The sequence below is a fragment of the uncultured Algibacter sp. genome (genome assembly GCF_947487605.1).
Taxonomy (GTDB): Bacteria; Bacteroidota; Bacteroidia; order Flavobacteriales; family Flavobacteriaceae; genus Algibacter_D.
Genome location: NZ_CANKXK010000001.1, coordinates 472,040 through 478,994 on the forward strand (window position 1 = coordinate 472,040; position 6,955 = coordinate 478,994).

The 6,955-nt window shown below is 34.9% G+C and carries 5 protein-coding genes; all 5 read left to right on the forward strand.

Annotation, left to right across the window (positions count from 1 at the left end; all coding sequences use genetic code 11):
* The first annotated feature begins 3 nt into the window (after positions 1 to 3).
* The gene (locus Q0739_RS02205; RefSeq protein ID WP_298237057.1) at positions 4 to 1,191 is read left to right on the forward strand and encodes a glycosidase; all 1,188 of its coding nucleotides are present in this window, start codon (positions 4 to 6) and stop codon (positions 1,189 to 1,191) included.
* Complete coding sequence (locus tag Q0739_RS02210) at positions 1,191 to 2,372, forward strand: AGE family epimerase/isomerase (RefSeq protein ID WP_298237058.1); 1,182 nt, start codon at positions 1,191 to 1,193, stop codon at positions 2,370 to 2,372. Before Q0739_RS02205 ends, Q0739_RS02210 begins: the two co-directional genes overlap by 1 nt.
* Before the next feature lie 84 nt (positions 2,373 to 2,456).
* Positions 2,457 to 3,806 (forward strand): cellulase family glycosylhydrolase, encoded by a 1,350-nt coding sequence (locus tag Q0739_RS02215; protein WP_298237059.1) that lies wholly within the window; start codon positions 2,457 to 2,459, stop codon positions 3,804 to 3,806.
* A gap of 14 nt (positions 3,807 to 3,820) precedes the next feature.
* Positions 3,821 to 5,617, forward strand: a complete 1,797-nt coding sequence (locus Q0739_RS02220) for an arylsulfatase (RefSeq protein WP_298237060.1) — start codon at positions 3,821 to 3,823, stop codon at positions 5,615 to 5,617.
* Positions 5,618 to 5,625: 8 nt separating this feature from the next.
* Positions 5,626 to 6,600, forward strand: coding sequence for a type I phosphomannose isomerase catalytic subunit (locus tag Q0739_RS02225; RefSeq protein ID WP_298237061.1), 975 nt, complete (start codon positions 5,626 to 5,628; stop codon positions 6,598 to 6,600).
* Positions 6,601 to 6,955: the final 355 nt, after the last annotated feature.

Below are 6,955 nucleotides of genomic sequence, written 5' to 3' on the forward strand. Positions count from 1 at the left end.
ACAATGGAAACACAATTAAATTTAAAAGCTCATAAATTGGAAAACCTTACAGCCACTTATAACGAATTGATATCAAGGAAAAACGAACCTGTATCAGATTCAAACGGAATTTATACCAGATATAAAAACCCTATTGTTACAGCTAAACACATCCCGCTACATTGGCGGTTTGATTTAAACCCAGAAACCAATCCAAATGCTTTAGAACGCATTGGTTATAATGCTACATTGAATTCTGGAGCCATGAAATGGCAAGGTAATTATATAATCTGTGTACGTGTAGAGGGTAATGATAGAAAATCATTTTTCGCTATTGCGGAAAGCCCAAACGGTATCGATAATTTTAAATTTTGGGACAAACCTTGTGTAATTCCTCAAATTGAAGGTAACCCAGACACCAATGTATATGACATGCGATTGATTGAGCATGAAGATGGTTGGATATACGGTATATTCTGCACAGAGCGTAAAGACCCTAATGCCCCTAAAGGAGACACCAGTATGGCTGTTGCCAATGCGGGTATTGTAAGAACAAAAGATTTAGTAAACTGGGAGCGTTTACCTGATTTAGAATCTAAAGCAGGACAACAACGTAATGTAGCGTTACACCCTGAGTTTGTTAATGGCAAATACGCTTTATACACAAGACCTCAAGATGGTTTTATTAGTGTAGGAAGTGGCGGCGGAATTGGCTTAGGTTATGTTGATGATATGACAAACCCTATTGTTGATAACGAAACAATCATCTACGATAGAGAATACCATACCGTTTACGAATTGAAAAACGGATTAGGACCTGCACCAATTAAAACCAATAAAGGCTGGTTACATTTAGCACATGGTGTTAGAAACACTGCAGCTGGATTGCGTTATACACTGTACATGTTTATGACAGATTTAAACGATATTTCTAAAGTAACACACAAACCAGCAGGTCATTTTATGGCACCAATAGGAAGCGAGCGCCTTGGAGATGTTTCTAACGTATTGTTTGCAAACGGTTGGGTTAAAGATGATGATGACACTATATTTATTTACTATGCATCTTCAGATACAAGAATGCATGTAGCATTATCTTCAGTAGAACAATTGGTAGATTATGTTATGAATTCACCTGTGGACAAGCATACATCGTATGATTCAGTGCAAAATATTATCAATTTAATTGATAAGAATAAAGGTCTCTATTAATGAAATCTGCATACCAAAACCTGAAACAGGAATTGCATACCGAATTGTTAAGAATCCTTTACTATTGGAAAACCAATACCATTGATAACGAACACGGAGGCTTTGTAGGAAAACGAGATTATCAAAACAAGCTCGTTCCAAAAGCTTCAAAAGGTATTATTTTAAATAGTAGAATCCTTTGGTCGTTTGCAGCAGCATCCAATCATTTAAAAACAGATGATTATCAAGCTATTTGCGAAAGATCTTTTCAATATTTAAAAACTTATTTTAAAGACACAACCCACAAAGGCGTCTATTGGGAGCTTGATTATTTAGGGCAACCTATAAATAAGCGCAAGCAAGTATATGCGCAATCGTTTACCATTTATGCCCTGTCGGAATATTATATCTATTCAAAAAATGAAGACGCTAAACAATGGGCTATCGAGTTGTTTGAGTATGTAGAGCGCTATGCAAAAGATATTGAAAAAGGAGGCTATTTAGAAGCTTTTAATGAAGATTGGAGTGCTATAGATGATATGCGTTTAAGTGACAAGGATATGAACGCTGCTAAAACTATGAATACACACCTTCATATTTTAGAAGCCTACACCACATTGCTTAAAATTTATGATAACGATACCTTAAGAAATTCGCTTAAAGATTTGGTTGAAGTGATGAATGAAAAATTCTTAAATCAGCACAATCATTACGAATTGTTTTTTGATGAAGATTGGAATTTGTTGAGCAACTCCGTATCTTATGGTCACGATATAGAATCGGCGTGGTTAGTATTAGAAGCTGCTGAAGTTATTGGTGATGAAGCTTTATTAAACACGTCCAAAGACATTGCTATTAGAGTTTCAGATACTTTCCTAAAAAAGGGGATTGATACGGATGGTTCTGTAATTAACGAAACTAATTTAACCACTAATCATACAGATACAGATAGACATTGGTGGCCACAAATGGAAGCTTTGGTGGGACTAAAATTTGCTCACGACATTGAAAGCAAAGAGGCATACATTTCTGCTTCATTAGGAATTTGGAAATACACTAAAAATAATTTGTTAGATTTTGAACATGGCGAATGGCATTTTAGAGTAGATAATAAAGGAGCTGTTTATACCCAAGAAGATAAAGTAAGCATGTGGAAAGCGCCTTACCATACATCAAGAGCTTGCATTAAAATGAATGAATAAAGAGGTTTAACCAACCTATATCTTGTTTATCAAGAGCCATTCATTTTATATAATTCATCAACAAACTATAATCTATTTCATAAAATGAATTACCAAATACACATCAACTTCCTATCTAAGTTAAACATCAAACTTATAGGTATAGCCTTAGTATTCGCCTTATTTTCTGGCTGTAAAAGTACGAGTTTTAAAAAGGTAGCTAAGTTGGATATTCCTCTTATTACAGTTAAAAATTCAAAATTTTACAAAGGTGACAACCCGTACTATTTTGTGGGAACAAATTATTGGTACGGACCATTAATTGCCGCTAAAAATATTGGAGATAGAGAACGCCTTATTAAGGAATTAGACTTAATGAAAGGCATAGGCATCGATAATCTTAGAATTTTAGTTGGTGCTGAAGGCGATGGTGGCGACTCGCGCGTATCTCCTGCATTACAACCAAAACAAGGTGAGTATAACGAGGACTTATTGGATGGATTAGATTTTTTACTTGCCGAAATGCGTAAACGAAACATGTATGCCGTTTTATATTTAAACAATAACTGGATTTGGTCTGGTGGAATGTCTGAATATTTAAAATGGAATGGCTATGGCGAAGTACCCAATCCGTTTTTAGAACAGTTCTCTTGGGATGACTATATGAGCTACACCAAACAGTTTCATAGTTGCGAACCTTGTAAAGAAGCCTTTTACAAGCATGTTAAATTTATTATTGGACGCACTAACAGCTATACAAAATTAAAATATACAGACGATAATACCATTATGTCGTGGCAAGTTGCTAACGAGCCAAGAGTGATGATGACTCCAGAGCACGAAGCTGCTTTTGCCAGTTGGTTAAAAGAAACCGTTGCTTTAATAGAGTCCTTAGACCCAAACCATTTAATTTCTACTGGGGCTGAAGGAAAAGCGAGCTATTTACAAGATATTGATATGTATAAAAGGTTACACAGCAATAAAGATATTGACTATCTAACCATGCACATGTGGCCAAAAAACTGGTCTTGGTACGACATTAATGATGAAAAAGCATCAACTTTAGTCTCTATTGATAGAGCCAATGCTTATATGAATGAGCATTTAATAGTAGCCGAATCGTTAAAAAAACCTATTGTAATGTCTGAATTTGGATTTCCTCGTGAAAAAGAAAGTTTAGCAAAATCTTCATCTGTAGAAAACAGAAATACATTTTATAACGCTATTTTTAATAGAATTATTGAAAATAAAAATGAAGGAGGTGTTTTAGCAGGTTTAAATTTTTGGGGATTTGCTGGTTACGGAACTAACAATCCTGACAATGGCAAATGGCAAACAGGAGACGATTTTACAGCCGACCCCCCACAAGAACCTCAAGGCTTAAATTCTGTTTTTGCTTCAGACACTTCTACTTTAGATATTATTAAGAGTGCGAATTCTAAATTGACTAATTAAATTGAATCAATCAAATGGAAAAAGCCAGCACACCATATCAGTACATCATCAAAATAATGATATTATGTTTGGTGTGTTCTCAAATAGCATGTAAACCTTCCGAAGGCAAAAAAAAATCCACACAACCTAACATCATTGTTATATTAACAGATGACCAAGGTTGGGGCGACTTGAGTTTAAACGGCAACACACAAATAAGTACACCTAATATCGATAAGCTTGCCGAAAACGGTACCGTGGTAGAACGGTTTTATGTTAATTCTGTCTGCTCCCCTACCCGAGCGGAAATTCTAACAGGAAGATACCATGTTAGAGGTGGTGTATATTCAACATCAGAAGGTGGAGAACGCTTAGACTTAGATGAAACCACTATTGCCAATATTTTTAAAGATAATGGGTATAAAACAGCAGCTTTTGGTAAATGGCATAGCGGTACGCAAGCCCCTTATCATCCCAATACAAGAGGGTTTGATGAGTATTATGGGTTTACTTCTGGACACTGGGGAAACTACTTTAGCCCCATGTTAGACCACAATGGCGAAATTGTTAATGGTAAAGGCTTTTTACCAGACGACCTTACAAATCATGCCTTAGATTTTATTGAAACTAATAAAGACGAACCTTTCTTTATTTACATTCCTTATAACACACCACACAGCCCTATGCAAGTACCTGATAGATGGTGGAATAAATTTAAAGATAAAGACATTGCCATTGACCACAGATATAAAAACGAAGAAAATATAGCGTTCACTAAAGCAGCTTATGCCTTATGTGAGAATATCGATTGGAATGTTGGACGAATCAACACAAAAATTAACGACCTGCATTTAGAAGAAAACACAATTATTGTGTATCTGTCTGACAATGGTCCTAATAGCTACAGATATAATGGCGAGCTAAAAGGTAAAAAAGGACATACCGATGAAGGCGGTGTGAGAGTTCCTTTTATTATTGATTGGAAGGGTACGATTCCATCAGGAAAAAAAATCAAACAAATAGCAGGCTCTATTGATATATTGCCCACCCTTGCAGATTTAGCAGATATTGAAGTTGAAACTGAAAAACCATTGGATGGTATTAGTTTAAAACCCTTGTTAACCGAAGAAAAACCCGAATGGGAAGACCGCTATTTAGTCACTTACTGGAAAAAAAATATCAGTCTTAGAAATGAGCAATTTATGCTGGATCAAGATGAAAAACTCTTTGATTTGTTAAAAGACCCGCAACAAAACACAGATATTTCATTACAATATCCTGAGCAATTAAAAGACATGATTGCCTATAAAAAACACTGGGTAGAACATGTTTTAAGCGAACTTCCAGAAAAAGATACAAGAACAAATCCTGTTGGTTATGCAGGCTTTAAACACACGCAACTTCCTGCAAGAGATGCTTCACCCCACGGGAATATAAAACGTTCTAACCGATGGCCAAATGATTCCTTTCTAACCGATTGGACAAGTACAAAAGATAGCATTACATGGAATGTTGAAGTATTAGAATCTGGAAACTACGAAGCAGTTGTGTATTATACCTGCAGTAAAGAAAACGTTGGCTCAACCATACAATTAAGTTTTGACAACCAGACTGTAAATACAAAAATAACAGAACCTCATAACCCACCATTAGTTGGTTTTGAGAAAGATAGAATTCTACGAGAAGAATCCTATGTTAAAGATTTTAAACCTTTAAATATGGGAACAATAAAACTGACTAAACAAGAAAATATATTAACTTTGAAAGCCATAAATAAAGCTGCTGATAGCATTATGGATTTTAGATTATTAACACTCAAAAAAATTAATTAAAATATATTATGGAATTGCATCCAATAAAATTTCAACCATTATACAAATACCGTCTTTGGGGTGGTAATAAACTAAAAACAGTTTTAAACAAAGACTACAACGAAGAGCACATTGGTGAATCTTGGGAAGTATCAGATGTAAAAGGTGATGAAACCAAGGTTATTAATGGTGCTTTAAAAGGTTATACGCTAAGAGACCTCATCAAGGAATTTAAAGGCGATTTTGTAGGGCATTCGGTTTATGAAAAATTTGGAAACGAATTTCCTTTACTTATAAAATATATCGATGCAAAAACACCACTTTCAGTACAAGTACACCCAAGTGATGCTATTGCTAAAGAACGCCACAATTCATTTGGAAAAAACGAGATGTGGTACATTATGCAAGCTGATGCGGATGCTGAAATTATTGTAGGTTTTGATAAAGAACTTGATGCAGATGAATACAAAAAGCGCATCAAAGAAAACACCATTTTAGAGGTGATGCATCACGAAAAAACAAATAAAGGAGATACCTTTTATATTCCAACAGGGCGTGTACATGCCATTGGTGCTGGCGTTTTATTGGCTGAAATTCAACAAACATCTGATGTTACCTACCGCATGTATGATTACGACCGTGTGGATGCTTCCACTGGAGAGAAACGCGAATTGCATAACGATTTAGCTGTAGATGTTATTGATTACAAAGTTTGTGATAGCTATCATACAGATTACGAAACATCAAAAAACGTTTCTAACAAACTCGTGCACTCACCATATTTTAAAACCAACTTCTTACCAATTGAGGGCAGCGTTTCTAAAGATTATTCAAATTTAGATTCTTTTGTTATTTATATGTGTGTAGATGGAGACGGTGTTCAGGTACTTGTTGATAATGAAACTTATACTTTAAATTACGGAGAAACTATTATTATTCCTGCTACTGTAAATACGGTTGAGTTGTCTTCGGCTAACGCTAAGGTGCTTGAGGTTTCTTTGTAAAAATAACACTTATCTATAACCATAGCATTTAAAACGATTTAAACTTAAGATTAACTCTATAAAAGAGGCTGTCTAAAAAGTCTTTATAATTTGATTTGTCTGATTGAGCCTGTCGAAATTGATATTGATTATCAGCAAGTTAAAAATATTTCGACAAGCTCAATATGACATCGAACTTACTTTTTGGATACCCGCTTTTACTTTACAAGAGTACTTATTCCATGTTCTTAATTTTTAAGGACTTTATATACTTCTGTTCTATCACTTTCTTCTTGAGTACCTGAGTTCGACGTAAGGATTTAGAAAAACAGAGCTAATTGATTTGTATTTTCTGTTTCAAATTTAATACTTGGTT

What these genes read in the sequence shown, in the direction of transcription:
- Q0739_RS02205 (WP_298237057.1), top strand. Translation starts at nt 4, where the DNA reads ATGGAAACACAATTAAATTTAAAAGCTCATAAATTGGAAAACCTTACA.
- Q0739_RS02210 (WP_298237058.1), top strand. Translation starts at nt 1,191, where the DNA reads ATGAAATCTGCATACCAAAACCTGAAACAGGAATTGCATACCGAATTG.
- Q0739_RS02215 (WP_298237059.1), top strand. Translation starts at nt 2,457, where the DNA reads ATGAATTACCAAATACACATCAACTTCCTATCTAAGTTAAACATCAAA.
- Q0739_RS02220 (WP_298237060.1), top strand. Translation starts at nt 3,821, where the DNA reads ATGGAAAAAGCCAGCACACCATATCAGTACATCATCAAAATAATGATA.
- Q0739_RS02225 (WP_298237061.1), top strand. Translation starts at nt 5,626, where the DNA reads ATGGAATTGCATCCAATAAAATTTCAACCATTATACAAATACCGTCTT.